Origin of the sequence: Sporosarcina sp. FSL W8-0480 (genome assembly GCF_037963765.1) — a bacterium.
Classification (GTDB): Bacteria; Bacillota; Bacilli; order Bacillales_A; family Planococcaceae; genus Sporosarcina.
This window is the reverse complement of sequence record NZ_CP150166.1, coordinates 1,188,047-1,212,769: the sequence shown is the minus strand read 5'-3', so window position 1 is coordinate 1,212,769 and position 24,723 is coordinate 1,188,047. Positions and strand designations below refer to the sequence as shown.

General features: G+C 41.5%; 27 protein-coding genes and 2 riboswitches. Of the genes, 7 read left to right on the top strand and 20 right to left on the bottom strand.

Annotation, left to right across the window (positions count from 1 at the left end; translation table 11 throughout):
* Window positions 1–1,806, bottom strand: coding sequence for a M3 family oligoendopeptidase (locus NSQ43_RS06235; RefSeq protein WP_339253993.1), 1,806 nt, complete (start codon window positions 1,804–1,806; stop codon window positions 1–3).
* Between the two features lie 161 nt (window positions 1,807–1,967).
* Here NSQ43_RS06235 and NSQ43_RS06230 point away from each other — a divergent pair, with 161 nt between their 5' ends.
* Window positions 1,968–2,717 (top strand): tryptophan-rich sensory protein, encoded by a 750-nt coding sequence (locus NSQ43_RS06230; RefSeq protein ID WP_339253991.1) that lies wholly within the window; start codon window positions 1,968–1,970, stop codon window positions 2,715–2,717.
* Window positions 2,718–2,742: 25 nt separating this feature from the next.
* Here the strand turns inward: NSQ43_RS06230 and thiT are convergent, their stop codons facing one another.
* The gene (gene thiT, locus NSQ43_RS06225; protein ID WP_339253989.1) at window positions 2,743–3,303 is read right to left on the bottom strand and encodes an energy-coupled thiamine transporter ThiT; all 561 of its coding nucleotides are present in this window, start codon (window positions 3,301–3,303) and stop codon (window positions 2,743–2,745) included.
* Between the two features lie 209 nt (window positions 3,304–3,512).
* A riboswitch (TPP riboswitch) is annotated at window positions 3,513–3,614 on the bottom strand.
* A gap of 89 nt (window positions 3,615–3,703) precedes the next feature.
* Here thiT and NSQ43_RS06220 point away from each other — a divergent pair.
* Entirely contained in the window at window positions 3,704–4,045 is a 342-nt protein-coding gene (locus NSQ43_RS06220) for a hypothetical protein (protein WP_339253987.1), read from the top strand.
* Window positions 4,046–4,128: 83 nt separating this feature from the next.
* The gene (gene map, locus NSQ43_RS06215) at window positions 4,129–4,875 is read left to right on the top strand and encodes a type I methionyl aminopeptidase (protein WP_339253986.1); all 747 of its coding nucleotides are present in this window, start codon (window positions 4,129–4,131) and stop codon (window positions 4,873–4,875) included.
* Window positions 4,876–5,085: 210 nt separating this feature from the next.
* Here the strand turns inward: map and NSQ43_RS06210 are convergent, their stop codons facing one another.
* The 6 genes from NSQ43_RS06210 to NSQ43_RS06185 all read right to left on the bottom strand — a co-directional run bounded on the left by NSQ43_RS06210 (window position 5,086) and on the right by NSQ43_RS06185 (window position 11,158).
* Entirely contained in the window at window positions 5,086–6,267 is a 1,182-nt protein-coding gene (locus NSQ43_RS06210) for a DEAD/DEAH box helicase (protein ID WP_339253985.1), read from the bottom strand.
* Window positions 6,268–6,332: 65 nt separating this feature from the next.
* Window positions 6,333–7,787, bottom strand: a complete 1,455-nt coding sequence (locus tag NSQ43_RS06205; protein ID WP_339253983.1) for an amidase family protein — start codon at window positions 7,785–7,787, stop codon at window positions 6,333–6,335.
* Between the two features lie 18 nt (window positions 7,788–7,805).
* Window positions 7,806–7,958 carry a Fur-regulated basic protein FbpA gene (gene fbpA, locus NSQ43_RS06200; protein WP_339253981.1) on the bottom strand — a complete coding sequence of 51 codons (153 nt, stop codon included), beginning with the start codon at window positions 7,956–7,958 and terminating at the stop codon, window positions 7,806–7,808.
* A 113-nt stretch (window positions 7,959–8,071) separates the two neighbouring features.
* On the bottom strand, window positions 8,072–9,286 hold the full coding sequence (locus NSQ43_RS06195) for a carboxylate--amine ligase (RefSeq protein WP_339253979.1): 1,215 nt from the start codon (window positions 9,284–9,286) through the stop codon (window positions 8,072–8,074).
* 187 nt (window positions 9,287–9,473) lie between these two features.
* Window positions 9,474–10,148 (bottom strand): RluA family pseudouridine synthase, encoded by a 675-nt coding sequence (locus NSQ43_RS06190; protein WP_339253977.1) that lies wholly within the window; start codon window positions 10,146–10,148, stop codon window positions 9,474–9,476.
* A 176-nt stretch (window positions 10,149–10,324) separates the two neighbouring features.
* A complete protein-coding gene (locus NSQ43_RS06185; protein ID WP_339253975.1) occupies window positions 10,325–11,158 on the bottom strand; it encodes a glycerophosphodiester phosphodiesterase family protein in 834 nt (277 codons plus the stop codon).
* A 199-nt stretch (window positions 11,159–11,357) separates the two neighbouring features.
* Here NSQ43_RS06185 and NSQ43_RS06180 point away from each other — a divergent pair, with 199 nt between their 5' ends.
* Entirely contained in the window at window positions 11,358–12,104 is a 747-nt protein-coding gene (locus NSQ43_RS06180) for an arylamine N-acetyltransferase (RefSeq protein WP_339253973.1), read from the top strand.
* Between the two features lie 42 nt (window positions 12,105–12,146).
* Here the strand turns inward: NSQ43_RS06180 and NSQ43_RS06175 are convergent, their stop codons facing one another.
* Both NSQ43_RS06175 and NSQ43_RS06170 read right to left on the bottom strand, forming a co-directional pair.
* Window positions 12,147–12,998 carry an STAS domain-containing protein gene (locus tag NSQ43_RS06175; RefSeq protein ID WP_339253971.1) on the bottom strand — a complete coding sequence of 284 codons (852 nt, stop codon included), beginning with the start codon at window positions 12,996–12,998 and terminating at the stop codon, window positions 12,147–12,149.
* 123 nt (window positions 12,999–13,121) lie between these two features.
* Window positions 13,122–13,958 (bottom strand): 3D domain-containing protein, encoded by an 837-nt coding sequence (locus NSQ43_RS06170; RefSeq protein ID WP_339253969.1) that lies wholly within the window; start codon window positions 13,956–13,958, stop codon window positions 13,122–13,124.
* A 198-nt stretch (window positions 13,959–14,156) separates the two neighbouring features.
* Between NSQ43_RS06170 and NSQ43_RS06165 the strand changes: the two genes are divergently transcribed.
* Both NSQ43_RS06165 and NSQ43_RS06160 read left to right on the top strand, forming a co-directional pair.
* Window positions 14,157–14,270, top strand: coding sequence for a hypothetical protein (locus NSQ43_RS06165; protein ID WP_339253967.1), 114 nt, complete (start codon window positions 14,157–14,159; stop codon window positions 14,268–14,270).
* An 80-nt stretch (window positions 14,271–14,350) separates the two neighbouring features.
* Window positions 14,351–14,551: a hypothetical protein gene (locus tag NSQ43_RS06160; RefSeq protein WP_339253965.1), complete on the top strand. Its 201-nt coding sequence runs from the start codon at window positions 14,351–14,353 to the stop codon at window positions 14,549–14,551.
* Window positions 14,552–14,582: 31 nt separating this feature from the next.
* Here the strand turns inward: NSQ43_RS06160 and NSQ43_RS06155 are convergent, their stop codons facing one another.
* From NSQ43_RS06155 to NSQ43_RS06110, 10 genes are all read right to left on the bottom strand, one after another.
* Window positions 14,583–15,359, bottom strand: coding sequence for a TerC family protein (locus NSQ43_RS06155; RefSeq protein WP_339253963.1), 777 nt, complete (start codon window positions 15,357–15,359; stop codon window positions 14,583–14,585).
* 144 nt (window positions 15,360–15,503) lie between these two features.
* Window positions 15,504–16,583: a ribosome small subunit-dependent GTPase A gene (gene rsgA / locus NSQ43_RS06150; protein ID WP_339254819.1), complete on the bottom strand. Its 1,080-nt coding sequence runs from the start codon at window positions 16,581–16,583 to the stop codon at window positions 15,504–15,506.
* A 213-nt stretch (window positions 16,584–16,796) separates the two neighbouring features.
* Entirely contained in the window at window positions 16,797–17,402 is a 606-nt protein-coding gene (locus NSQ43_RS06145) for a VanZ family protein (protein WP_339253961.1), read from the bottom strand.
* A 259-nt stretch (window positions 17,403–17,661) separates the two neighbouring features.
* Window positions 17,662–18,735 carry a metallophosphoesterase gene (locus NSQ43_RS06140; protein WP_339253959.1) on the bottom strand — a complete coding sequence of 358 codons (1,074 nt, stop codon included), beginning with the start codon at window positions 18,733–18,735 and terminating at the stop codon, window positions 17,662–17,664.
* 120 nt (window positions 18,736–18,855) lie between these two features.
* Window positions 18,856–19,599: an energy-coupling factor transporter transmembrane component T gene (locus NSQ43_RS06135; RefSeq protein WP_339253957.1), complete on the bottom strand. Its 744-nt coding sequence runs from the start codon at window positions 19,597–19,599 to the stop codon at window positions 18,856–18,858.
* Window positions 19,580–20,950 carry an ABC transporter ATP-binding protein gene (locus tag NSQ43_RS06130; RefSeq protein ID WP_339253955.1) on the bottom strand — a complete coding sequence of 457 codons (1,371 nt, stop codon included), beginning with the start codon at window positions 20,948–20,950 and terminating at the stop codon, window positions 19,580–19,582. The genes NSQ43_RS06135 and NSQ43_RS06130 overlap by 20 nt, the downstream gene beginning before the upstream one ends.
* Window positions 20,943–21,524: an ECF transporter S component gene (locus NSQ43_RS06125; RefSeq protein WP_339253953.1), complete on the bottom strand. Its 582-nt coding sequence runs from the start codon at window positions 21,522–21,524 to the stop codon at window positions 20,943–20,945. The genes NSQ43_RS06130 and NSQ43_RS06125 overlap by 8 nt, the downstream gene beginning before the upstream one ends.
* Window position 21,525: 1 nt before the next feature.
* Window positions 21,526–22,107, bottom strand: coding sequence for a YkoF family thiamine/hydroxymethylpyrimidine-binding protein (locus NSQ43_RS06120; protein WP_339253951.1), 582 nt, complete (start codon window positions 22,105–22,107; stop codon window positions 21,526–21,528).
* A gap of 77 nt (window positions 22,108–22,184) precedes the next feature.
* Window positions 22,185–22,291: riboswitch (TPP riboswitch) on the bottom strand.
* Between the two features lie 261 nt (window positions 22,292–22,552).
* On the bottom strand, window positions 22,553–23,035 hold the full coding sequence (locus NSQ43_RS06115) for an NUDIX hydrolase (RefSeq protein ID WP_339253949.1): 483 nt from the start codon (window positions 23,033–23,035) through the stop codon (window positions 22,553–22,555).
* A 109-nt stretch (window positions 23,036–23,144) separates the two neighbouring features.
* On the bottom strand, window positions 23,145–24,134 hold the full coding sequence (locus tag NSQ43_RS06110) for an SEC-C metal-binding domain-containing protein (RefSeq protein ID WP_339253948.1): 990 nt from the start codon (window positions 24,132–24,134) through the stop codon (window positions 23,145–23,147).
* Window positions 24,135–24,338: 204 nt separating this feature from the next.
* Between NSQ43_RS06110 and NSQ43_RS06105 the strand changes: the two genes are divergently transcribed.
* Complete coding sequence (locus tag NSQ43_RS06105) at window positions 24,339–24,719, top strand: helix-turn-helix transcriptional regulator (protein ID WP_339253946.1); 381 nt, start codon at window positions 24,339–24,341, stop codon at window positions 24,717–24,719.
* The last annotated feature ends 4 nt before the right edge of the window (window positions 24,720–24,723 follow it).

Sequence of the window (24,723 nt, the reverse complement as noted above, 5' to 3'; positions counted from 1 at the left end):
TCACCTTTCTTCGGAAGCTATTTTCAAAAACTCTTCGACATCTTGCACGCAAAGAGCTACTCCTTTAGCCCAGAATTCTTCTTTAGTGATGTCTTCACCAAGATGCTTCATGGCGAGGTCCTCAACGGACATTACAGCCGTATCACGCAATAACGCCATATACTTCTGTTCAAATGATTCCCCTTCTGTTAACGCCTTCGCATAAATGCTTAAGGAGAATAGGTAGCCAAATGTATATGGGAAGTTATAGAAAGGCGTACCTGTAATATAGAAATGAAGCTTGGAAGCCCAGAAATGCGGATGAGTTGAATCAAGTGCACCTGCATAAGCCTCATGTTGTGCTTCTTCCATTAATTCGTTTAAGCGTGAGGCTGGTACGACCCCATTTTTACGCTCTTCATAGAAACGAGTTTCAAATAGGAAACGCGCATGGATATTCATGAAGAATGCCACACTTCGTTGTATTTTATCCTCAAGCAAAGCAAGTTTTTCCTCTTCTGTTTCAGCAGCTTTCACAGATGCGTCTGCAACAATCATTTCAGCAAATGTTGAAGCCGTCTCCGCTACTCCCATCGCATATTGTCGGTTCATATAATGCACAGGTCGTAATGCGTATGAATGGAAAGCATGTCCTAATTCATGAGCAAGTGTAGCAACATTCGACATAGAACCACTATATGTCATGAAAATACGGGATTGTTCAGAAACCGGCATTCCTGTACAGAAGCCCCCTGGACGTTTATCCGCACGATCTTCCGCCTCAATCCAGCTGTCTTCGAATGCTTTACGAGAAAACGCCTCAAGTTCAGGACCGAATTTCCCGAAATGCTCAAGAATAAATTCTGCGCCCTCCTGATAGGACATTTCTTTTGTAGAAGATGTAACAGGAGCGCTCATATCGTACCAATTAATCTTCTCATCACCAAGCATTTTCGCTTTGTATTTCAAAAAGTCGGCGAATGGAGCTTTATTGGCACTGATTGCACCCCACATTGCATCCAATGTCTCTTGGCTCATTCTGTTGCGCATTAGCGGCTCGGCTAAGACATTATCCCATCCGCGTTTTTCATAAACCGCCAAACGGAAGCCAGCCAAATGATTCAATGTCGATGCAAAGAAGTCCTCTTTCGCTTTCCATGCATCTTCAAGCTTTTCAAATACTTCCTTACGAACTGCTGCATCCGGATGAGAGCCTAAGTTATTTGCTTGCCCAACGGAAAGCTTTTTCTCAACACCGTCAACAGTCATTTCAATTTTGATGTCTCCGACCAATTGGTTGTATAGTTGTCCCCATGCATTGTATCCATCAACGCTTAACGCCGTTATCAGACTTTCCTCTTTCTCAGATAACTTCAACTTTACTTGTTCGCGCCATTCGTTTAATACAAATGCAAATGGAGATAACTGTTCTGATTCTAATAATTCATTCCACACATTCTCTTCAGCTTTAGTAATCGTTTGTTGGAATTTCAAAATGACTGTTGAATATCGTGCACCCAATGAGCCCATTTCTGACTGGAGCACAAGTGCTTTTTTGTCTTTTATATCTGCAGCAGTGAAGCAGCCAATAACAGCTCCTGCTTCTCTTAAATTTTTACCTGTGTTCGTGATTTCCTCAAGTACGTTTAATACTTGAGCCGCATCGTTTTTGGATACCGGTGTCTCTGTAGTTTTTGCAAGCTCTTCCAATGTACCAATTTGTACTTTTACCGCATCAAGGTGTTGACGAAGTTCCTCGGAATCACTTCCCCCTTTGAAAAAAACATCTAAATCCCATACCTGTGAATATTCTTCTTTTGTCTGCATTGATTGATTCCCCCTAATCGTCTAAAAATTTGTAATTAGTGCTTTTTCAATTATAACATGAATCTTCGGGATTCGAAATATTAGATTTGTGACTAAAACTTCATACTTTCCTTCGCATGCTCTACAAATCCTATGTATACTGTTCAAAGGGAGGATTTATTATGTCTAGAATCATCATGATGACTATAAGTTTATTCGCAGTCATTATTGTGAATGTAATAGCAAGATTTTTTTCATTGAATGGGGCTACAACGAGTGAAATTGCGAATAGGTTGCCTATTCTCTTTATCCCTGCTGATTATGTGCTGCTCATTTTGGGCGTAATAGTTGTCCTGCTTTTTTACTGGATTTTCAATTTCAATAAAGCGGGGCGAAAGTTAAGTAATACGTACCAAAACCGTGTGGCTTCACTTTTTATACTATGTTGCCTATTGCACATTGCTTGGATTTTTTTATGGCATTACGGATTGTTCAACTGGACGGTCGTTGTAAAGCTTGCACTTCTATCTTTATTGCTTGCCTTTTACTTTTCCTATCCGAAAAGGGAAAACCGATTACTTGGAAGAATTCCGTTCAGCCTGTTAGTTGGTTGGGGCGTCATTTCGACCATTGCAAACGTCAGTTATACACTTATGATTAACGACTGGTCCGGAATGGGCTTAAGTGATCCACTTTGGACGGTCATCTATTTAACCATCTCTACTGCGTTCGCACTACATTTTATGTACCACCACCGAGATTATGTAATGAATCTTGTTTTCGTTTGGGCTTTCATCGGAATTGCCTTTAGAAACGGGACCGAGGAGTTGTTCATATCGGCAGCTGCAAGCTTCTTATGTGCAACAATCATTACATGCATCTTCTTATTCTCAGGAAAAAATACGGATAATAAAAATAGAGTAGGTGCCTGATTTTTTCAAGCGCCTACTCATTTTTTTATGCCGCCCTTTGAATAAGTCTTGGAGCAGTTGTGAATAAAGGTACTGCTACAATCGCACAAAGGATGATTGAAGGAATCATATACGAAGCGTTATACACAAGTGAATACAACCATACTGGCTGATCTCCTGCGAATTCGGCGAAGAAAACAACTCCTCCGATAAAATGGGCAAGGAATCGTAATACTCCTCCAATTACAGTTCCAATAACGATTGCCGAAACCATCGATCGTTTATTCCCCGATTTTCTACTACTAAGCAACCAGCCTAATGTAACTGCTGCGAGCCCTACCACCGAATAAGCAACAAAATAATCGAGTGCCGCTTGGTAGATATTCAACACATATGCCCCGCTAATTACCTGTAACAATCCGGTAATTAATCCTGTTAACATTCCGCCAAGTATTCCCCATCTGAACGCGATGACGATGATCGGCAGCATCGATAATGTGATTGATCCGCCTTGAGGCATTTTGAACAAAACGAGCAAATCCAAGACGAATGATAGTGCACCAAAAATAGCAACCTCTAATAAAAATTGTAGACGTTTACGATCCAATTGAAAATCCTCCTCTTTTTTTGTCGGAGGGATACGGGAGAAGAAAAGACTTCAACTGCTTCCACATGACGGCCGCTTATACCAGTTTGGCAAATATTACGGGACTAAAAGTTTAATTTTGGCCAATCAAGGTTACGTTTAAAGCAGAGTCACCTTTTTTACAAACAAAAAACGACGTCCCGGATAGAACCGAGACATCGTTAAATAATGTCAGTTTCCATCCACATCCCTACGCAAGCATGAACTTACAGGTTCGAAGGGTTAGGACAGATGTCCAATCTCAGCCAGTGAAGGCACCCCTTGTGGTCGTGTAATTCAATTGTCGTATACATTGTATATGTTAAAGTACATAATAGCAAGATGATTCTATAAGGTTTTGAAAACTATAGGAGGTTTGCCAATGTCCAACAGTAAAATACTATCTGCATTATGTTATTTCAGTATATTCTTTTCACCCCTTCTCTTACCTGCCATCGTTTTTTTCATCACAGATGATCATGAAGTAAAAGGACATGCCAAACGCTCGCTAATTTCTCATTTGGCACCGGTTGTACTGCTGATAGCCGGGTTTATCCTTTTTTCATTCTCAATCATTTCATATGAATCCAGATTATATACGATGATGAGTGGACAGTTTGACTTTTGGGGGTTGGCTCCTTTCCTTTTCATGCTTTTGTATGGTCTCCTTTTTTTATTTGTCGTTATTTGGAATGTCTTCCAAGGTGTAAAAGTACTGAAGTGATTTAGGCATACGGACCTTTTGGTTAGAATAGTTATGTTATAATCAGATGGAAAAGTATGTTGCGAAGAAGGGACCTGTAAACAATGATTGTTAAAAATAATGAAGAAATTGAAGCGTTAAAAAAAATCGGACGAATTGTTGCGGAAATTCGTGAGGCGATGAAGGAAGCGACCGTTCCCGGCATGACAACTAAAGAGTTGGATGAGTTAGGTGGACGTCTTTTTGCTGAGCACGGAGCTGTTTCGGCACCTATCGATCAGTATGATTTTCCTGGATATACATGCATCAGCGTTAATCACGAGGTCGCTCATGGAATTCCGGGCTCACGCGTCATTCAGGACGGTGATCTTGTAAACATTGATGTTTCAGGATCGTACAATGGATACTTTGCGGATACGGGCATTTCATTTGTCGTGGGTACCGCTGATGAAAAGAAACAGTTGCTTTGTGATGTTGCGAAGCGTGCATTTGACCGTGCGATGACGAAGGTGAAAGCGGGGTCCAGTCTGAACCAGATTGGAAAGGCTGTTGAAAGAGAAGCGAAGGACAATGGGCTTAAGGTGATTAAGAATTTGACTGGCCATGGTATTGGTACTTCGTTGCATGAGGAGCCTCAGCATGTTTTGAATTATTATGATGCTTGGGATAAGACGTTGATGAAGGAAGGTATGGTTTTGGCGGTTGAGCCGTTCATTTCTGAGAAGGCTGAGCATATTATTGAGCTTGGTGATGGATGGACGTTTGTTACTCCGGATAAGTCGCTTGTTGCACAAATTGAGCATACGATTATTGTGACGAAGGATGAGCCGATTATATTGACGCAGATATAAGTTGCTTTACGTTCCAGGTGGACGCATTCCGCGGGCACGGCTTCAATCTCCTCGTCGCTTCGCTCCTGCGGGGCTTTCAGCTCGCGCTGTTCCCGCTGGAGTCGCCGCCTTGCACTTCAAGCAACGGAAATGCCTGTTACTAAGAGTATTTTTAAAAATAACAAAAAGGGCGAGCCAATCCACTTTTTCATGGAGTTGGCGTTGCCCTTTTTATCTTTTTTTATTTGGTTTTTTGGATGTTGTTTTTTTAGCTGCCGGTTTTTGGCCGCCTACTGTTTTGGAGTTTCCTTCTGTCAGTTTGCCTTTGTACCATACTTTTTGGACAGGTTTGAAGCCCTTTGCGAGTTTTCGATACGTTCGTTCTTCTGGGTAGGAGAGTAGTGTTAGGACTTCTCCGTCCTCGCCAGCTCGTCCGGTGCGTCCTGAGCGGTGTAGATATTGCTCGATTGTATGAGGGACGTCGACATGGATGACGTGGGTCAATCCTTGGATATCCAAACCTCTCGCAGCAAGGTCGGTGGCAATCAGTATATGGATTTCACCTTTACGGAAACGGTCAAGCGTTTCTTGTCGTTCGAATTTTTTCATAGATGAATATAACACAGCGATTGGTGCTTCATTGTATTGTAATTTCAATTCTTTCATCCGAAGCTGATCGACATTGTTCATGAATGCAAGGGCTCTAATATCGGGTAGATGTGATAGACCTCGTAGTAAATCCGTTTTGTCACGGGCATCCGTTTTGACAAACGAATGCACCACCTTTCCGGATAACGGCATATCTTCTGGCGACACTTTTAGTCGAATTGGGTCATTCATAAGATTCTTCGCGACAATTTCAATTTCATCTGTAATGGTTGCAGATACAACCGCCACTTGGCGATCAGTATTAGCAGCTTCAATCAAATCTTTAACAATGACTCGGTACTCACGAGAAAGAAGCTGATCACCTTCATCTAAGACGATATACCGAATATCACTCATTTTTAATCGTCTTGCTTTAACAAGTTCGACCAATCGACCAGGGGTTCCAACGACGATGGTCGGCTTTTTCTTCAGCCGCTCAATTTGCCGTTGCATATTCGCACCGCCAATTAGCTGCGTGACGGATATGCTTGTTCCTTCCACCCAATCACGAATGACATTGACGATCTGCATCGCTAATTCTTGTGACGGTGCCATGATCAATGCCTGTGTCTGCATTTTATCGCCATCTACCTTTTGCAGCATCGGCAATACGTATGCCAACGTCTTTCCTGTTCCTGTTGGGGATTCTGCTACGACATCCTTGCCATTCAACAATTCAGGAATCATTTGTGATTGGATTGGCGTCTCGTGTTCAAATTTCCACTTCTTCTTAAATACTTCGTCCATTTTTTCCAAGAAGGACATTCTCATCCCTGCTTTCCTTATACCTCATCTCATAATGGACTGGATTCCATTTCATTTCAACATTTTTATACATTTGGCTTGGTTCTGGCCAATGTCTGTTGTTCGAATGCATATGCATAACCTATTAATTCCGGCTCGGAAAATGCCCGGCCGCACATAGTAATACAAAACGGCTCTCCATTTTCCGAAAAGGATGCGGGAGCTGTGATTGCCGGATAACCCGCCGCTGCGCTGAAGCTACATCCATGGTCTTGTGGAAATAATAGGAAATCAATTTGATGTTCGTTAAATGCCTTGTCAAGGGCTACTTCCCCCGCCAAATGTCGGTTTTTGATCAAAGCATCGATATAGGCCGGTTCCTTCAACCTTCCACTTGTTCGGTCCACTTTCTCCAACATCACTTGACCAAATTTGAGAGTTTCTTCTGAATGCTCTTTATTGAATTGAATGATGTCGGACAACGTTCGCATCGGGTTTGTCATAGGTGTTTTTCCAAGATACGCATTCAATGCAGACTTGAATTCATAGAGTAGGACATCATAGCCTAAATCATCCTCCATCGTTCCTAAGTCGATTGAATCGATAATTTCAGCGCCTAATGATTGCATTTGAGTAAGGACTGCATCGAACTGCGTCTTTCTTTCTGTCGAAATTTCACGTTCGAAAATTGAACGGGCAATACCGATTCTTTTACCATTAAGCGCATTAGGGTTCAATAAGGAAAGCCAGTCAATCCCGGCAAAACATTTGGATCCTTTCGTAACCGGATCGTCAGGATCGTACCCTATCATCAGACTGAACGTTATCGTTGCATCTTCAACTGTACGCGCCATTGGTCCCGGGGTATCCTGAGTGAAGGATAGCGGGATGATGCCGCTTCGGCTTATTGCACCTACTGTCGGCTTTATCCCGACAAGTGCGTTCTGTACGGATGGATTAATAATCGATCCACTTGTCTCTGTTCCAATTGATACCGCTGCCATGTTGGCAGTGACAGCGGCTGCAGCACCCGAACTCGAACCTCCAACGTCGAATGGTCCGTATGGATTATTCACTTGCCCCCCGCGGGAACTCCAGCCATTCCTCATCCGGTCAGACATGAAGTTCGCCCATTCAGTCATATTCGTCTTGCCAAGAATGACAGCGCCTGCATCACGTAATTTCTTCACTAAAAATGCATCTTCATCTGCAAAGTAATCTTTCATTGCCAATGAACCACAGCTTGTATGCATTTTATCACCAGTATCCATATTATCTTTTAGCAGCACCGGTATTCCGTGCAAAAGAGAGCGCACTTTTCCAGAACGTCGTTCCTCATCAAGTGAACGCGCTATTTGGAGTGCTTCTGGATTAATCTCTAAGATAGCGTTTACCGTTTGATCTACCTCTGAAATTCTTTGTAAGTACATGATCACAAGTTCTTCAGAATTGATTTCATTGTTCCCCATCTTTTGCTGCATTTGGCGAATGGTCGCTTCCTCCAACCATTCTTTGCGAAGTCTCTCCAATTTCCCGTTCAAGCTTATCCCCCCAATGATTCAATCTACTCTCATTGTATACTGTTTTAACAATTCATATAAAGTAAGCTCATATAATTGTTTGCCATTTATTTTATATATGCCATTGCTTACAAGTTTCTCAATGATTGTATTTCTTTTTGAATCCATTTGTTTATTTTGTTGTTTTCTCATGATGTTAAAAATTCCTCCTTGAGCTATTCGCCTATCTATTCCACCACCACCCACACTGTAAACTTAACTAAAAAAACCCAATTGCAGGTGCAATTAGGTTTAGGATATATTATTTATTGCCAACTATTATTTTTATACTTACGGTAGTAATTAATTTGTCTTAACAAAAGGTATAGTTTTCTTTTGAAGCTTCTGTCCCTTTTATAGAATAATGGATTGGCGTATTTACCTGCCCGTAACAACTTCTTAATCTCTTCCCGTACTTCTTTATTGTCAACAAACTTCTTAAGGACTATCTTAGGAACGACAGTAAATAGGAACTTTTCATCCAATAAGGTTAGGGATTTTTCGACATTATAGATGAGGTCGTCGACAAAGTTCTTCGCCATATTATGACCACATGATGTTATATAGTAGCTTGATCGTCCTTGACGGATATTCACTTCAAAAACTTTGAATTTGCCGTCGCGATGATCATATTTCAAGTCGAAATTGGCATAGCCCACATAATTTAGCGCTTCAAGGAAGCCCTTCAGCTTCAACATCATTTCTTCATTGTATCTCGTAATGACTGCTGTGTAATTTCCGATAGCGGTAGGAGTATGCTCTTGGAGCACAACTTGTCCAAATGTGACTAACTCGGTATTTCCTTTGCTGTTAATGTAAAAAACCGAGTCCCACATGTATGTATCGTCGCCAGGGATGAAATCTTGGATGATCAGGTCATCTTTATAGCCGCTTTTCTTAATCGTTCCAATGACTTTTTTGATTTCCTCATACGAGTCGACTTTATAGACTTTTTGCATGCCCGGAAACGGGTGTTTATAATATTCTACCCCGTTACTTGGCTTAATGATTACCGGGAACATGACTTCTTCAGTAAAGTGGTCGTCACTTTTACAGGAATAGAAGTAAGTTGCCGGTGTATCGATTCCATGTTCTTCGCAAAGTTTATAAAAGTTCTTCTTCACTAAGAGATTATTCATTAGTGTTTCGTCGATATAGTTGAATACAAAGTCTTCGGAGAGGGCATCGCGGTTCTCGATGATGAGGCGGACATATAAGTCATTCGTACCGACAAGGAGTAATTTTTTCTCCGGAGTTTTGTATTTGGTTGCGACTTTTTTTAGGATAGCTGCAAATTCTTTCTTTTCTCCAAGCTTCGGGAACAGTTCGATTGCTCCGGGGATTGTGCTTAGGCTTGTAAAGGATAAGGGTTCTTTTCCTACAAGGATTGGGTGTATGCCATATGCCTCATGAAAGGAGATTGCCATATTGTATGCATTAATATCGGTTCCTACAATAATAGGGATAAACGGATTTGTCATAATTTCCTCCAACTGATTTTCTCATTCTATAGATACGAACTAAGGATAATTGCTTTCCGTTCCAGGCGGACGCTTTCCGCTCCAAACACTGAAATTCACAAAGTCGTTCTGTATAAAGTGTAGGGTTATGGAATTTCTATGTCAATCAACCGGATGACCTGCTTTGAAGTTTTTCGGTGAAAGTCCCTCACTTATCCTCCCAAATGTTCCACGGATGGGCGGAAGGTGGGTTCGATTCGAATTTCAGTAATTCCTTTGTTGTCGGATGAGGAAATTCGAGGGTGTTTGCCCATAATGCAATTTGCTGTCCGGGTTTATTCACATGTTGCCCGTATTTTTGATCTCCGTAAAGGGGGGAACCGACTGCAGCCAACTGAACTCGGATTTGATGGGATCTTCCTGTGTGAAGTCGGACGTTCAATAGGCTCATGCCGTCCTTTTGCTCAACTGTTTCATACTGGAGGATGGCCTTTTTGCCTCCCGGATGGCCTGCTTTAACCGTATGTACTATATTCTTCTTCGTATCTTTCCATAAATGATGTTCCAATACACCTGAATGCTTTAGATTTCCACGCACAACGGTTAAGTAAGTCCTTTCCATTTCCCTTTTTCGTAATACATCGGATAAGCGGGAAGCGGCTTTGGATGTTTTAGCAAATACCATGACTCCCCCTACTGGACGATCCAGTCGATGAACCAATCCAAGATAAACATTGCCGGGCTTTTGATAGCGTTCCTTCAAATCCTCTTTCAATAGAGTAAGTAGATCTGCATCGCCGCTTTCATCGGCTTGTACCGGTATATTCACAGGTTTTTCAACAACAAGCAAATGATTGTCTTCATATAAAATGCGTGTCGACATTTTTTACGGCTCCCTTCAATTTACATTTATGATGTACATTTCTATTATCTCTGTCATATTTCATAATGCTTCTCCTCCATTCCGTCTATCATACTATAAATTTTCGGATAATCCCTTGGAATAAAGTGTTTTTTTGCAAGTAAAAAACCGGAATGCGGAATTCCGGTTTTGATCACTTATTCTTGTACGAGATAGATTGGTTCGCTTATGCGCCAAGTAGGATAATCGGAAATGATTCCGTCGACTCCGTATTTATGGGCTTTTGAGACGAGTTTCTTGTCGTTTTTCGACCAAACAAGGACTTTGCTTCCCCGCTGTTGAACTTTATTCACCATGCTTTTATTTACAAAGGAAACGTTGAAATTAACGAAAGAGGCAAAGGAGGTTAAATCATCCAATTTACTTTCGGATAAAAATGATTCTGCGGGACGTATCAGGACTGCTACGCTTAATTCCGGCAGCAAGGATTGCATTTTTCTCATAGATTCGACGTCAAATGACTGGACGATGATTGAACTTAAATCTTCATATTTACTTAATACCGATACTACACTTTCTTCAATACCCGGATAGTTTTCGGGATTTTTTAATTCTATTAATAAACCGATTTGGTCAAAAAATTCATCTAATAACTCATTAAGGGTCATGATCGTCTCACCCTCGAATTCCTTACTAAATGTGATCCCAGCATCAAACTCCCTTAATTCGGCCAATGTGTAATCCTTTATGAAACCGCTTCCATTTGTTGTACGGTCAATCTTTTCATCGTGCATGATTATAAGCTCTCCATCTTTTGATAGATGAACGTCGCACTCCAAGTAGTCCGCTTGAAGTTCTACACCTTTTTGAAATGCCGATCGGGTATTTTCCGGCGCAAAACCAGAAGCGCCCCTATGAGCAATACTCATCATATTCGGTTGATGCACCCGCTTTGTCTGATCGCTGTACCCAACTAGAAGTAATAAACAGGCCCCTACAATTGTAAGCCAAACAAGATTATGTTTTCTCATATGAATACCCCATATCTCTCATCAGATTAGTATAATCCGAATTATCTTTCTATTATAATAACATATTTCATGAGACTTGAATACCCCTTTTATCCATTTATCTAATAAGAAAAATGTCCCAGTAAGCTGCGATTTATGTCATTCACAATATTTTACTTAGATGATAGGATAGGAATAAGTAGGCAAGGAGGTCAGGGGCATGAATATTGAAAAGTACCTAAAGCGTTTTAATGCAAGTCATTTGACGGATCCTTCATTAAACAACTTGAAAGAACTACAGTTTTTGCATATGACGAACATTCCATTTGAAAATTTAGATGTCATCCGCAAAGTTCCTATTTATCTGAACTTGAATACGATCTATGAGAAAATCGTCACCCGAATGCGCGGGGGATATTGTTACGAGTTAAACGGCCTTTTCCATTGGTTGTTGGTCAAACTTGGATATGATGCAACCTTGGTCGCAGCGACTGTCTTCAGACCTAATGGGAAATGGGCAAAGCCGGAGACACATGCGGCTATTCTCGTTCATTTGGATGAGACTTATCTCGTAGATGTCGGTTTCGGAGATTCAACAGTTCTTCCAATTCCGTTAAATGGTGGCATATGTACTGATGTAAGTGGAAGTTACGGCGTTACGAAACTCGATGATGTAATGTATGTACTTAACCGGACAAGAAATGGGGAATCCCGTATGATTTATAAGTTCGAAGCAACACAGAAGCGCCTTGAAGATTTCCATGAGGGCTGTGTGTTCAATCAAGTTTCTGCGGATTCAACATTCACTCATGTGGATATCATTACGAAGGCGACTGAAACAGGTCGGATTTCATTATATGATGATGAACTATCCATTTATGAAAAAGGAATCAAGACAAATAGAGTACTTACACCTACTGAGAGAACTTCTGTCATGGTAGAGCTGTTTGGCATTGAAATCATCTAAAAAAGCATCCGGTCGTTATGCCGGATGCTTTCTTGTTTGTTTTTATATAGCTGGTTCTCTGAAAATTGTTTTTAAGGCTAATTGCAATGAACTCGTTGTATGAATCTTAGAGAAATCCAAACCTAATTGGACAGAAGTTTGTGCGATTTCCGGTCTGATTCCTGTAATTGTCGATTCAATACCAAGCAAACCAAGAACTTGGGTAAGTTGATAGATATGATTTGCCACCATTGTATCAAGAATGGATACCCCTGATAAGTCGATGAAGAGGTGGCTCAAGTCAAGCTTTGTGCATTTATGGGGAACATAATCCGATATGGACTGAACCCGTGCCGTATCGACGTCTCCTATAAGCGGTAGCACACCGATTGAAGAATTCAGCTTAATAATTGGCGCATTCAATTCTTCAATAAGAGTTTGTTGTGCATCCAATCTGTTATTCATCAAGTCATCATATCTCTTTGAGAAATCCACCATCAGTTCGTCCAACGCCCTATGGATGGTAATGCCCCAGCCCATGATGTCCGAGCGAAGAACCCTCTCCCCTTCTCTTTCAACAAACTGCTCAATAAAAAACCAATATGTCGACCGGAGCTTGGAAAGTGCATCTAATACTTCAAAAATGGGAGTATTAGAATTGACTCGACTTTCTGTAACCACAATAGCCCAATTTCTTTTATTTTCCTGAAACACGCTACAATCATTTAACAGACTGCTTGCGACAGTCAGATTGGTCAACGTATTTTGTTCACTTAATAACTTATCAGCCCATTCACCGGCGTTTTTGGAGTAAATGGACCCTTTTAATTCCTCACGATCCAATAGCCATTTCTCAGTTATCGAGTTCGTATTCTCACATAAGAAATTATAAAGCTCACGATTCATGTCTATCATTATACTTCCCCCAACTTTATGCCCTTTTCATTAATTGTACCATACTGTGAAACTTGAATCAGTTTTCACAAACCAATAAAAAAAACCGCACTGGGAGACAATTGACTCCCAATGCGATTCTACTTAATTCAAAACTTTTATCTTTACTTTCTTTACTCCCCATTCCATCGCACTATCATAAGAAGGGATGAAGACATCAATTCTATGTCCTTTGATAGCTCCTCCAGTATCTCCAGCAATCGCCTCACCATAACCTTCAACCCATACTTTCGTTCCAAGTGGAATGAGTTTTGGGTCGACCGCGATTACTTTTTGATCCGGATTGGATCGTAGGTCAATTCCATATGCTGTTGTTCCAGAACAACCAGTGCAATACGCTGTATATGCTGTGGCTGTTACAATAAATTCGTCCCCTTCAGAGGCGGGAGGTGTTGAAATGGCAACTTGGAATGCAGGTTGCTTAGGTTCTTTTGGCTCTTTTAAATCTTTCGGTTCTTTCGGTTCATCAGATTCTGGGACTGTTTCAGGTGTAATCGATGCGACTTGTACAAGACCCACATCTTCAGTTAGATCCCCACCTTTAATCACTAAAACTTCACCCGGATGGATTAGATCGCCAGTTAAGTTATTCCAACTCATTAACTCGGATAGAGAGACGTTATGATTCATCGCTATTCTAAACAGGTTGTCCCCCTTCATTACCGTATACGTTTGGGGCACATTTTCCAAAATCTCAGGCGGCGGATAAATATGTGGTATTTCCCCCGCCAATAACTCCATGAATGGAATGTCACTTTGGATAGTTTCTATGTCTTCACTAAATTCTTTTGTTTCAATAGTAACACTTGCAATTTCCCCTTTAAATTCCGCCTGTTCTGTTGAGCCGACCGGGGCTGCTTCGGCTAAAACACTATAAGAAAATGTCAGAACAACAGTCAATAAAATCATTTTCATTTTCATAAAAAAGTAGTTCTCCTCTCTTACAATTTCCCCCATCCTGCCCCAAAACTTTTAAAATCAAACATATTTTTAAAAAAGAAAGTATAAAAAATGCCAAACAAGAGATTGATTGGCATTCTGCAACAGTTATAGAGGAGAAAGTTTTGTTTATAATTCTGTAAGAGAGGGCAAATTAATACATAAAAGGAGCGTAATAAAATGAAAATAGGAAGACTGATTAAAACGGCTATTAAATGGGCTCCAATCGTATATCCAATTGTACGCAAAGTGCTCTCCAAAGAAAAAACGACTATAGCGCCGCGTAGACGATAGACATTTACTGTTCTCGTATTTGGATATTTATTGCTAATATCGCCATCCTATTGGGGAGTACTCAATGAGGAGGCAGTAAGATGTCAGAATCAAGACGCAATATGTCCAAAGAAGACCGAAAGGATATCGACTTTCGCTATTTGGCGCATCCGGAAGGAATCCCTTCTGAAGGGGTGAGTTTATTTGATATGCACGAGGACATGCAAACAGTAGATACCATTAACTTGGATGATCAGAAGGAAGACTTACGTAAAGAGCGGATTCATAAAAATCCGCGATGAATGAAAAAAGCGTGTAAACATCCAGTGATGTTTACACGCTTTGATTTTTTGTTCCAGTTTTATTACTTGGTGCAAACCAACCAAGCAGTGCAATACCTACTAATACGCCATAAAAAATAAGTGTCCATACAGTACTGTGAGGGAAATCATGGTCTATGAGACCGATATCCTTGTGGGCAAGAGTGATGACCGCAAGTTTGACACCAACCCAGGCAACGATTGCATATGCTGTTGCTTCCAATGCAGGACGTTTGCTCAATAGCTGTACAAACCAAGTTGCTGCAAACTTTATCAAAATAAGTCCGGCAATACCTCCAAGAACAACGACAATAAATTGCCCTCCATCCATACCGCCAAAATTACCTAATGGTGAATCAGGAAGACCAAGGGCAAGCGCAACCGCGGCTAAGATCGAATCAATTGCAAATGCAAGGTCAGCTAACGCAATTTTCCCTACAGTTGCACGGAAACCTTTACCAGCTGATTGCTTATCATCGTTCTTATGAACATTTTTATCACCTTTTGCTAAACGCGCCCTTATAATATGCTTTAAGCCTAAGTAAAGAAGATAGGCAGCTCCTATGGCCTGTATCTGCCAGACATTCGCGATAAAAGAAATCGCAAAAAGCGCAACAAACCTAAAAGCGAAAGCCATAATGATTCCATAATTAATCGCTTTCTTTTTCTGGTCCTCTGGTAGATGCTTTGCAATAACAGCAAGTACTAATGCATTGTCTGCTGATAATAAACCTTCCAATGCAATTAGAATTAATAATGTCCAGGCATATTCCAACCATATTGACTCCATCTACACACCCCAATCCATTACCTTTTGTCAGTAAAGACTTTTGATAACTATAGATTCCCCTTATACGTATCGAGTATGCTAAATATTCATCAATAAAAAAACAGGAGATAGGATTTTTTCCTTTTCTCCTGCATTTGCAAATTTTTATTTCTTTTTGGAAGGATGCTTCCGCATGCTCTTCGTGACTTTTTTCCATTTATCACGTTCAGCCGCCTGCGCTTGGCGATTCATTTTCCGATCGAGAAAAGCAATTTCTTTTTGCAATTTAACATAGTTTGCATAACGCTCCGTGGACAATTCACCCGTATCAAGTGCTTCCTGAATTGCACAGCCCGGTTCCCCTACATGTCGGCAATCATTGAATTTGCATGTCTCGGAAAGTGACTCAATATCTTTGAATCCGGAGTCCAAGCTTTCGCTTTCATTCCATAATTGGAACTCCCTCATCCCCGGTGTATCAATCAGAACGCCACCCGTAGGTATTTTCAGAAGTTCCCGGTGGGTCGTCGTATGACGGCCTTTTGCATCATCTTCCCGAATGCCTTGCACCGCCATCGTTCCATCCCCGCAAATCGCATTGACAAGCGATGATTTTCCGACTCCGGAAGAACCTAACAACGCCGCGGTCTTGCCGCCCTTTAATAATTCAGTGAGCAGCTCGATCCCGTCACCGGTTGTATTGCTCACTGAATAAATATCCGCACCGGGTGCGATAATTTCTGCCTGTTCGATATAATACTCAGGGTTATCACAAAGATCCTTCTTCGTCAGCACAACAACTGGTGTTGCGCCTGAATCATATGCCGCTACAAGATATCGTTCAAGTCTTCTTGCGTTGAAATCATAATTCATCGACATGACAAGGAAAACGATATCTACGTTCACCGCGATGATTTGCTCGGAAATTGTTGAACCTGCCGACTTCCTTGAAAACAATGATGTCCGTGGAAGGATTCCGTGAATGATTCCTCTTTCTTCCCCAGGCATCCTCTCGACTAACACCCAGTCCCCGACCGCCGGGAAATCACGTCTTTCAAACGCTGCATGCTGAAATGCTCCCGAACAGACAGAGAGCCATTCACCTTCTTCTGTCATTACCCGATACATCCGTTTATGTTCAAGCGTGACTCTGCCTGCCACGCAGTTGTTTGCTTTCAATTCTTCTTGGATTGCATTGAAGTTCTTTTCATGTGTTTCGTTCCAACCGTATTCTTTCAAGTTAATCAAATGTAATTCCTCCAGTTATGTTCGTGAATATAAAAAAGCATGGTTCCGGATCGGACACCATGCTTTCACGCGCATAACAGAATAGACATGCCTAATTGGCAAGTCTCGCAGGTGATAGAATGGGTCCGATCATTTGCACATTAGCCATATTGATTTTCGCCATAAAACATCACCTACTTTCTGAAAGTTGTTTTTATCATAACAAAATGATTATTTACGGTCAACAGTTTTTTCACGTCGAGAAAAGATTTCCCAAACAAGAAAGACGCCATATCCAATCATTACGCCGATTGTGTTCAAGATAATGTCATCAATATCTGTGCTACGGCCAATGAAATATTGAGTACCTTCGATGAAGCAAGTGACACCTAATCCTATGAATAAAATCGCTTTAAATGAATCCATCCTTCTCCACAACAATGGAATGTAAAATCCTATCGGAGAAAACACGAAAATGTTACCAAGGAGATTCACAAGTGAAACGCTGCTCCAGCCGCTGACATGTTCATTAACATGAAAGTAATTTAAAATCGTTTGAAACGGTATGAGATTGACACTTGATATGCGATTAATTCCATAAACATCTAAATAGAACTTTCCCGTATGGACGTCCACGCCCATATTCCACTTCGGGATAATTGTCTGGGTGGCGAGCCCGACTAAGTAAAGGACGAATAAGGCAAGCAGCACTTCATGCCACTTGTTTATGGGAAGCTTCCTTCTTTTGACGATGAGCATTCGCACAATCGCATAGATAGGGAACGCGACGATCATATATAAAAGCATCTCGATGACATACATACTAATTAACCACATAGCTTCTCCTTTAGACTCCGATTTCTTCTAAAAGACCTTGACGTTTTCAATCGTAAGCGAGTTTCATTTGGTCTTGTGAAAGTTATCGGTCATTTCCCGAAGTTTATCGATCATTTCCCAAACTTTATCGATCACTTACGACGACTTATCGATCATTTCCCGGAAGTTATCGGTCATTTCCCGGGTTTTATTGTCATTTTGTGACTTTTGACTCATAGTAGAAAACTTCGATAGGCCAATGCCATCGAAGTTTTTCAAATTATAACAAACAATCCTTCGGAATCCATCCCACTTCACCACTGCTCAATTTCACTAATGAATACCCAGCTTGTTGATCATCAATGATCGATACAGTTTCTCCAGCCTGAACTGATAAGAAAGTAGTGCACAAATCGTTTTTACACATACCCTCGTGAATAAACTCATTCTTAATCCACTGTTGAATACCAAGGTTCTTATTTTCACAAAGGGTGAAAAACTCCCCTTCCTCAACTACTCGTATTTCATAGTTCGGATAGGTGACTGTTCCAACACGGTTTGTTTCATCCACATGACTACGTGTAATAATTTCTTTTTTCAATTCATCCACATATGTATAAGTAATTTCTTCCCCGTTCATTATGAGCGCATTTAACTGCCCGTCTCTTTTAATTTGGTTGCCGCCGTCAAGAGCGATTATCTTTTTATCCAAATCAATAATGGGAGAGTTGGAACTTGGCTCATTCGCACGGTAGTTGACGACTGGCCAATGCCCGACGATAACCGTTTTATCCGCTTGATGCCCTTTTTCATAAAACGATGGTGCGTATAAAGCAAACTCATGGCTCGTCTCTTTCCAATCGGGAATATCTTCAATCCCCGCATGAATGATAATAAAATCTTCCGTTTCATAGGCAATTGGCAACTGGTCCAGCCAGTCAATCAGCCCTCCAAAATGCTCTCGATAAAACTCACCAAGTTCCTGAAGTGTTTCAAAATCGCTTAGTGTTTTTCCATGCTGGTCAAGCATTTCATTCAAAACCGAATTCTTGCGCTTCCGCATATAGTTTTTAATTCCCTCAACATTATTAAATACATAATTATGTACAACATCACAATTCCCTTTCGTGATGAAAACACGATCCGATTCGGCGCAAAGCTTTCTTGCAAACTCCACCGTCGAAAGACTATCCGTTCCTTTCTCACAAAGATCTCCATTTATGAACAAATAATCATTTGACGTATAGTTCACTTTCTCAAGCAATCTCTGAAACAACGGCAGATTTGCGTGAACATCTGACGTTATGATAACCCGTCTGTCCCTCTCCAACTTCAATTCCCTTACATCGATCATATTGCGATTTCCCCTTTTCTGAACAGTTATCAGAATTTCTATAAGAATGACTATACCATATGGAAATGAACGACAAAAGGGTCCCACTGCGAACGGGACCCTCATAAATTAATTTATATATTAAGCACTTAAACAACTTACTATGAGCAACAACATGAAAAGACTACCCATATAGCCATCCACCTTACCGATTGGTATAACTTTGTAAAAGCTCCCCCTTCTTTCGCCCTTAAATCCCCTTGCTTCCATTGCAAATGCTGCCCGTTCCGCTTTCCGTACCGCCCCTGCAAGCATCGGGAGAAGAATCTTCCTCAAATGCCAAAGTCGATGAATTACATTTTTCTTTTGTATTGCCCCTCTAAGACGATGAGCTTGCTGGATTTGCACAAATTCATCCTTCAAGACAGGGAGAAACTGATAACCGACCAATACGCTATAAGCGATTTTCGGTGAGAGCTTCAATTGCTGCATTAAGCTTAAAATGAATGAGACTGGGTTTGTCGTTAATGCAAATAGCAAAGACAAACCGGAAAACGCCAAGACACGAAAGCTTAAAGACAAAGCATGGTTCAACTGGACTTCCGTAATGTTAATTGACCAAATCGATAGTACAACTGGTCCTGATTTGTCTTCCGCAAACACAAGCGTCGTCCAAAAGTAACCGAAGGCCATAATGAAAAATGGAATCATAAATACAATCCACACTTTCCAATTGATCCGACTGAAAAACAGCTGGATCAGAAGCACACCGATCCAGACGAATAGCGGCGTCCACGGATTGAAAAAGAAGGCAAGCGTGAACATGCAAATCGTGACAAGCAGAAATTTCACCGATGGGTTCATATTATGCAAAGCAGACTTCACGTTCTAACCACCCTTTCGGCTGAAGCAAGTGATGTGCTTCGATTATTTGCTTGTCACACCATACGCGCTCGGCCTCGAACTTGCCTGTCAGCGAACCCTCTTTCATCAATAAAATCGAATCCGCCACTTTGAACGCAAATTCCATATCATGAGTGACGATCAAAAAGGTGGTCCCTTCCCTTGCTCGCTCGTCAATTAAGCGGAACAACTCGACAAGCGAAGCGGCGTCTTGCCCGGATGTCGGTTCATCCATCAAGATGATTTCCCTGCCGTCACACAGCATCGAAGCAATTGCAACTCGCCTCTTTTGGCCATGGCTCACAGCAAAAGGATTGGCATCCGAAATCGCCGACAAGTTCAGCCTATCAATTAATTCCTTCACATTTGCACCGCCGCCGTACGCAATTTCCTCCCGGACCGTATTCGTTACGAATAAAAATTCCGGCGATTGTGGGACATACCCTAAATTGGAGGGACGAACAATTCCACCTGCAGGAATCATTCGGCATAGTGCTTTCAACATCGTTGATTTGCCACTTCCATTCGGTCCTGCAAGTACCGCCACCTCCCCCCGACTCAAAGTGAAGGAAACGTCTTTCAGGAATGTATCCGTACTGACATTGCTTACAACCAATGATTGGTGCTCCTGCCTACTGCTGACCCTCTTGGAAATTGGATTGAAATCATTTATTCGCTCTAACTGAATTTCACGATCGAAAAAATCACCCCATAAATCGAGCCGATGCTCAATCGCCAATATCGTCAAAGATCGTTTCCGTTTGAGGTCATCAAGCCACCAAATAAACTGCTTTGCAGTATACGGATCCAAATGGGAAATCGGTTCATCAAGGAGAAGTACTTCCGGCTCCATGACCAGTGCACATCCGATTGCAATCCGTTGTTTTTCCCCGCCTGATAACTGCTGAATGACGGAATGACGAAACTTGGTCAACCCTGTCAGCTCTAAAACATCCTGAATCCGCGACTCCATTTCTTCACGATCTACATTTAGGTTTTCGAGTGTGAACGCAAGCTCCTCTTCGACAGTTGGCATGCAGAACTGCGCATCAGGATCTTGGAAAACAGTCGCCATCCGGTGATTCACTTCACCAGGAGAATAGGACTTGCTTTCTTTATCAAATAACGTAACAGAGCCCTTTACGATTCCATCACAGTTTTCTGGATACAGCCGGTTGCAAAGATAAAGAAGCGTCGATTTGCCACTACCGCTTGGCCCCGTAATAACAACCTTTTCCCCTCTTTCGACAGAGAATGATAGATTTTCAAAAATCCACTCCTCTTCATCTGGATAGCGGAAACTTACGTTATCAAACTGGATTACTTCACGCACGAGCCTCACCTTTTTTCGCACGCGTGATGGCATATCCCTTAAGCGAGCCAGTAGCAAGCAATCCATCGACGACTGCCTTCCCACCAATTCCCGCAATCACCGCTCCACTCATAATCCGGATGCCAAGCATGAGCAGTACATATCCTGTGCTGAAAACTGTAAAACCACCTAAGAAATAACCATACGTGAAACTGAACACAGAGGCACCAACACCCGCCAACATCAGCACCCATACATCAAACCTTCTATAGCGCGTCGCAGCAAATGCCGCCTCGGCACCTAATCCCTGAATTACTCCTGCAAGTATCAAACGCGGACCGACCGCATTTCCCAACAACACCTCAATGGCTGCGGCAATTGTTTCCGAAATAACAGCCGCCCCGGGTTTTCGGATAATATACATACAGATGATCGAAACAATGAACCAGATACCGAAAATCCATTCATACGCAATTGGGCCAATAAAACCCGACCAAATATTCCCGACATGTAAAAACAGCAGGTAGACGATTCCGAACACGACTGAAAACAACGACATGAGGACAACCTCTTTCAGCTTCCATGCCTTCAACATGTTAACATCCCCCATGTGACGGACTATTGATGCTCATCGTAACTGTCATGACCAAATGCTTATGTTCTTCAGAACGTGCATTGCTGAAAGCTTCTTCATAAAATGCAAACACATCATGGATATCCCCGTGAATACCACTTGCATAATGCATTGATTCATTGAACACACCTTGCTTCTTTGCCCGATCCACTTCGCGATATATGATTTCCATATATCCCGGATTATTCATCGGATATAGTGCAAATTGAGAGGAGACATATTGCTTCGTCGCATCCGTATTCGCGATCTTCTCACCTTTCTCCAAATACACATCGCCAGCAGTATCTCCTGGGCATCCTGCCGAGAAGGTGCCGGATAACGCGATATGCTTCCCTGTTTTTGCAGCATGAAGTGCAATCGCCTTCGCCACGTTAAACACATGTACTTGCTTGCCACGAATAACCGTGGACACATCATCCGTATGCATCCACACATTTGACGTGTCCGTCTCCTTCAGCGCTCCTTTAATCACACTCACAAAATCATCTGCCATCGGATATAACGAAAAACGAAATCCGACGATGGGACTTAATCCACATTCCATTTCCTTCGACCTCCCAAAAATTTTCCATAAAAAAACTACATCCCGGAAGATGTAGCACTTCTCCAATATGAAAAAATCGGAAAGCCACTACACTTCCCCACGCAGGCATTATCCTGATCGGGTTATAAGGGATCGAAGCATCAGCTTTCATCTCAGCCAGTAATAGGCACCCCTAGTGCAGAAACGGTATGTAGTTATAGTTTATGTTGCCACCAGTATAGACGAAGAATTTTTCATTGTAAATAAAATCTTGCAAACTCGTTCTTTCGTCCGTATATAACAATTAGTCGGTAGATACGCATATAATCATGCATTCCCGCATAAATACAATCTTTCCCTCATAATTTCGGATACTTGCGCATAAATCCTAAAACTCGCGCATAAACGTAATTAATTGCTCATAAACCGCCGCAAAGACGCATAAAGTATTTTTGAAAAGTAGAAGTTACATCTTCCTACTCAATTTCACTTCAAATTCAGGTTTTGTTACATACTCCAAATAGTTAACGTTCCCATCGAATTCAAAATAGGCTTTTACTCTTGCCGTATAGGCAGGATTCTTGATATAGTCCAACACTTCATCCCTATGAACCCATTTGCAATCCGATGTCTCATCCGATGTACTCAACTCTCCGCCAATCGGTTTGCATGCAAAATCGAACATGACTTTCGTCGGAACATCCGTCACTCCGTCATACCATTTGTAAATCGCAGAATTCGTATATACCCCTATCAAATGACTGACTTCCACATCGATTCCGCTTTCTTCTTTCACTTCCCGGATAACGCCGTCCATCAAGTTTTCTCCTACTTCGACCTGCCCCCCAGGAAACACCCAGCCTCCATGATGTGTTTTAACGATCAATAAATTCCCTTCCCCATCTTCCACAAGTCCTCCACAAGCTACAATATGAGTCGGCATTGCCATTTTCCCATCCCCATTTCTTTTATAATCTTCACACAGTTATAATCTTAACAATCTTTCCCAACTAAAAAAAGCTTCTGATTCGAACATTCGAATCAAAAGCATAAAGATGTTAAGCCTTTATTAGACTGCTATAATAAGCATCCAATTCCTTATAATACTTGGTCATCGATGAGGGAGATACTTCAAACCATTCAGCAATCTCTTTTAACGTCATCGACAGCGGCTCGAAAAACGCATTTTCCTGTCCAAAACGGATAGCACCTGCCGCAATCGCCACTTCCTTCCTTGCATTCGGTTGTTGCTCCACTAAAAAGTCTTCAATCACATCAAGCAGTTTATTCGGATCCCGATCGTGTTTTTGTAAGAACTCCATAGCTGATAATAAAACACCCGATTCAAAATTTGTAAACTCTCCACCCGCATAGCCGGCAGCGCCAAGGCTCCGCCAGAACTCCAATGAATTTTCCTTTATAAATGTATAAACCGGTTGCTCTGATGAATATCGTTTCGCGAACTCCTTAATGACATCCGCATGGTCTGTCGGGAAGAAGATTAGACTTGATACTGCTAAATAGTGATCTTCATTTCCAGTTCCGTCAGGCAGGATGAAGCAATATAAGTGAACCCCTTCTGGTATAGGCTTCTCACCTTCACGCCGTAACCGGATTACTTCATCCGTAAAGATCATTTGAACGGTTATGTAAGCATCATCCACTTCTTTCACTTCCCCGATAAATGCACGAGGTTGCTGCCAAGAGTCGACTACACGTAATACTGACGGACGAACTAATCTTCTTTTCTGTTTATCCAAATATCCAATCCAGATGTCGGAACGATGATGGAAAAAGAATTCATCCAACACAATCGCTTCGATCATTTCCTCTGGTAAATACTTCATTAATGAACTTTTCCATTCATTAGCTATCTTCATGTAATCAGGTATATCTTTCCGTTCCGGATATTCGTCATAAAATGATTGAAGTACTCGCTCCAGTTCTTCCTTTTGAACCGTTTCAACAGAGACGGCTTCTTTTGATTGGCAACATTTCTTATATTTCTTGCCGCTACCACAAGGGCATGGGTCATTTCTTCCGATCATTTGATACACACTTCCTTTAATAATTTCAACTCTATAAGTTTAACATTTTTATGAGGTTTTGACACTGTTTCATTTAACAGTTTTTGCATGCAAGCATCCGATATTCATGTACGTTATATCGTACATAAACCAACTTTTGTAACATCTATAAGGATAATCTTTTTACATATTTTACTCTAACCTCTTAGATAGAGGTGATACGTCGTGGCAGCTACTACAAACTTCATACGGCTTGTCGGAGAACATCTACGGATGATCAGGGAACTAAAAGGCATAAACCAGGAAGAATTGGCGGAAAATGCGGGAATTGCGAGAGCTCGAATTTCAGAAATTGAGAATGGAAAAGGCAATGCCACGTTAGGAACACTGGCTAAAGTAATGGAAGCTTTGGAGATTGCACCAATGGAAATATTCAACTTCCAGAACTTGTCCAACACAACTGATATAACAGACAAGAAGCTATTGATTGAAATTCATCGGGCAAGGCTTATGGAACGCGAGTTAAGTGAAATCCAATATGTAATCGATAATACAGAAACCGTTCTGAAGCTTATGGATAAAAAGACGGGGTATGGTAAAAAATAAAGAA

Coding starts and splice junctions, on each gene's coding strand:
- NSQ43_RS06235 (WP_339253993.1), bottom strand. CDS start 1,806: ATGCAGACAAAAGAAGAATATTCACAGGTATGGGATTTAGATGTTTTT.
- NSQ43_RS06230 (WP_339253991.1), top strand. CDS start 1,968: ATGTCTAGAATCATCATGATGACTATAAGTTTATTCGCAGTCATTATT.
- NSQ43_RS06220 (WP_339253987.1), top strand. CDS start 3,704: ATGTCCAACAGTAAAATACTATCTGCATTATGTTATTTCAGTATATTC.
- map (WP_339253986.1), top strand. CDS start 4,129: ATGATTGTTAAAAATAATGAAGAAATTGAAGCGTTAAAAAAAATCGGA.
- NSQ43_RS06210 (WP_339253985.1), bottom strand. CDS start 6,267: ATGTCCTTCTTGGAAAAAATGGACGAAGTATTTAAGAAGAAGTGGAAA.
- fbpA (WP_339253981.1), bottom strand. CDS start 7,958: ATGAGAAAACAACAAAATAAACAAATGGATTCAAAAAGAAATACAATC.
- NSQ43_RS06195 (WP_339253979.1), bottom strand. CDS start 9,286: ATGACAAATCCGTTTATCCCTATTATTGTAGGAACCGATATTAATGCA.
- NSQ43_RS06190 (WP_339253977.1), bottom strand. CDS start 10,148: ATGTCGACACGCATTTTATATGAAGACAATCATTTGCTTGTTGTTGAA.
- NSQ43_RS06185 (WP_339253975.1), bottom strand. CDS start 11,158: ATGAGAAAACATAATCTTGTTTGGCTTACAATTGTAGGGGCCTGTTTA.
- NSQ43_RS06180 (WP_339253973.1), top strand. CDS start 11,358: ATGAATATTGAAAAGTACCTAAAGCGTTTTAATGCAAGTCATTTGACG.
- NSQ43_RS06175 (WP_339253971.1), bottom strand. CDS start 12,998: ATGATAGACATGAATCGTGAGCTTTATAATTTCTTATGTGAGAATACG.
- NSQ43_RS06170 (WP_339253969.1), bottom strand. CDS start 13,958: ATGAAAATGAAAATGATTTTATTGACTGTTGTTCTGACATTTTCTTAT.
- NSQ43_RS06165 (WP_339253967.1), top strand. CDS start 14,157: ATGAAAATAGGAAGACTGATTAAAACGGCTATTAAATGGGCTCCAATC.
- NSQ43_RS06160 (WP_339253965.1), top strand. CDS start 14,351: ATGTCAGAATCAAGACGCAATATGTCCAAAGAAGACCGAAAGGATATC.
- NSQ43_RS06155 (WP_339253963.1), bottom strand. CDS start 15,359: ATGGAGTCAATATGGTTGGAATATGCCTGGACATTATTAATTCTAATT.
- NSQ43_RS06145 (WP_339253961.1), bottom strand. CDS start 17,402: ATGTGGTTAATTAGTATGTATGTCATCGAGATGCTTTTATATATGATC.
- NSQ43_RS06140 (WP_339253959.1), bottom strand. CDS start 18,735: ATGATCGATGTAAGGGAATTGAAGTTGGAGAGGGACAGACGGGTTATC.
- NSQ43_RS06125 (WP_339253953.1), bottom strand. CDS start 21,524: ATGTTGAAGGCATGGAAGCTGAAAGAGGTTGTCCTCATGTCGTTGTTT.
- NSQ43_RS06120 (WP_339253951.1), bottom strand. CDS start 22,107: ATGGAATGTGGATTAAGTCCCATCGTCGGATTTCGTTTTTCGTTATAT.
- NSQ43_RS06115 (WP_339253949.1), bottom strand. CDS start 23,035: ATGGCAATGCCGACTCATATTGTAGCTTGTGGAGGACTTGTGGAAGAT.
- NSQ43_RS06110 (WP_339253948.1), bottom strand. CDS start 24,134: ATGATCGGAAGAAATGACCCATGCCCTTGTGGTAGCGGCAAGAAATAT.